Genomic DNA, 255 nt, shown 5'->3' on the forward strand with positions numbered 1-255 from the left:
GTCTCGAACAGGCGCGGCACCGCCACCGTCCCCGGCGCGCACACGACGGACAGGTCGTTGCGCAGCAGGTCCACGATCATCAGGTTCTCGGCCCGCTCCTTGTCGCTGGCGGTCAGGTCGGCGGCGTGCGCGGCGTCCTCCTCGGCCGTGGCGCCGCGTGGGCGCGTGCCCTCCATCGGGCGGGTGGTGAGCGTGCGGCCGTCGAGCCGGAAGAACAGTTCGGGCGAGACGCTGGCCACGCTGAGGCCCTCGTCC

Annotated in this window: 1 protein-coding gene; it reads right to left on the bottom strand. The window is 73.7% G+C overall.

The genetic code is table 11. The annotated features are described in order from the left end of the window. Nucleotides 1–239 (bottom strand): chorismate-binding protein (locus tag RYX56_RS23775; protein ID WP_317124309.1); only part of this gene is annotated, 239 nt, incomplete at its 3' end. Between the last annotated feature and the right edge of the window lie 16 nt (nt 240–255).

It is taken from the genome of Alkalihalophilus lindianensis (assembly GCF_032843265.1).
In the GTDB taxonomy this organism is placed as follows: domain Bacteria; phylum Bacillota; class Bacilli; order Bacillales; family Bacillaceae_D; genus Alkalihalophilus; species Alkalihalophilus lindianensis.